This is a genomic window from Pseudoalteromonas denitrificans DSM 6059, assembly GCF_900112265.1.
GTDB lineage: Bacteria > Pseudomonadota > Gammaproteobacteria > Enterobacterales > Alteromonadaceae > Pseudoalteromonas > Pseudoalteromonas denitrificans.
The window spans coordinates 1-1,572 of the sequence record NZ_FOLO01000118.1 but is presented as its reverse complement, the minus strand read 5'-3'; the positions used below and the strand labels follow the sequence as shown (position 1 = coordinate 1,572).

The following is a 1,572-nucleotide window of genomic DNA, read 5'->3' as shown; positions in this document are numbered from 1 at the left end:
GCGCAACACGCGATACGGGTGGTTGGCTAAACCTTACCCGACAGGGACTTGCACCCTGCAAGATGCATCAAGCTTCGCTTGACGCACTAACGCCCGCCTCAACTGCCGGAGGTCAGATTGCAGGCGCTTGTTAAATTTGGGTTAGCTCCATGTGTAGTAGTGGGTATGGTTTGCCCTGACCGTCTAATGGTGACCGACCAACAACACTAAACCCAACACGTTCATAGAACCCTAAAGCTTGTATATTTTGTTCGTTTACATCAACTTTCGTCGCGCTTTGATGTTTAACTGCATAGTCAGTTAATTTAGAGCCCACTCCGTTCCCCCTGGATTTGGGTGAAATAAAAAGCATTTCTATATTGCCTTCATGAACTCCGCAGAACCCGAGAATTTCACCACTTTCGTTTTTGGCACATTTAAGGTCAACCGCATCAAAGTAATGCTCTAAGATCAAAGGCTTTAAAGTGACAATATCTTCTTCTTGCAAGAAATCATGAGTTGCTCGAACAGAAGCCTCCCAAATTTCGATGAGTATTGTATATTCTGTCTTTTCTACGTTCTCAATATTCATAACTACACTCGAATAGAAATTTAACGCCGCAATAAGCGGTGAGTAACAGTTTGCTAAAATGTGAAACGAAGTGGAACCGAGCAAACTGTTACGAATCCGACTTTATTGCCTTGTTATAGGGTATTTTCAAGAAATATCGACTTCAACTAAATAAAACGGTATTTCTTTTTCAAGAACTCTACCTGCATACTGGCTACAAGCTTTATATGCTTTACCATTCTTTATTTTTACTTTACTACGAAGTGTGATTTTTGCTCCGGCAGCAAACAATATTTCAGCCTCGTGCCCTTTATCCGTTCCGTTAACTCTAAAGCAAAAAGTCTTAGTTTGAGAATTAACGGTACGTACAACGATTAAATTAACCTCACCAGCATCATAAGCTTTACCAGCCCACTCCGCATTTCTTAGTGCAATTTGAGGGCAAAAACTGGTAGAAAATGGCCTTGTCGTAGTAAAGGATTCACCAGTCTTAATGGGGAAAAATCCCCCATGAAATAGGCACTGACCATCACTAAGGAGTTTCCCATGAGTGTTAATGTCGGTCGTAACCTGATCGAAAGTAGTACTCTGAAATCTCCGCTGGTAATCAGATAAAGACTTTGGGGTTCTAGAGGGCATCGCGCTCCGCATTTTTTTGTAACAAGGAGATTGATTCAGGTAGTCCTTAATGAACCGTTCTAATTGATTGTCTACTACTTTAACAATCATATGTTTTGCAGCATCGACATGATTGAATAATTTGGCCTCAAGCTTTACTTTGACTCTTTCGTGAAAGTTACCTGACAGCTTCATTTCTTCAAGAGTTTGATCGCGTTCTTCCCACAATTCATATGGGTTTTCAAAAACATTTACTAACGGTAAGTAATTCATACAATCCTTAGCTAAAAACATGCTGCTAGCTTGCCCTAATCGTGGTAGAACGACCCATTACTGAGCCGACCCCACACAGATCCGGACATGCGAAACTATCGCATCCGGCTCTTCAGTTATATATTCACTCG

At 41.3% G+C, this 1,572-nt stretch carries 2 protein-coding genes; both read right to left on the bottom strand.

The genetic code is table 11. From position 1 onward, the window contains the following. Window positions 1-130: 130 nt before the first annotated feature. On the bottom strand, window positions 131-571 hold the full coding sequence (locus BM088_RS26845; protein WP_091992002.1) for an acetyltransferase: 441 nt from the start codon (window positions 569-571) through the stop codon (window positions 131-133). Window positions 572-697: 126 nt separating this feature from the next. Next, window positions 698-1,462, bottom strand: coding sequence for a hypothetical protein (locus BM088_RS26840; protein WP_177208198.1), 765 nt, complete (start codon window positions 1,460-1,462; stop codon window positions 698-700). Between the last annotated feature and the right edge of the window lie 110 nt (window positions 1,463-1,572).

Coding starts and splice junctions, on each gene's coding strand:
- BM088_RS26845 (WP_091992002.1), bottom strand. CDS start 571: ATGAATATTGAGAACGTAGAAAAGACAGAATATACAATACTCATCGAA.
- BM088_RS26840 (WP_177208198.1), bottom strand. CDS start 1,462: ATGTTTTTAGCTAAGGATTGTATGAATTACTTACCGTTAGTAAATGTT.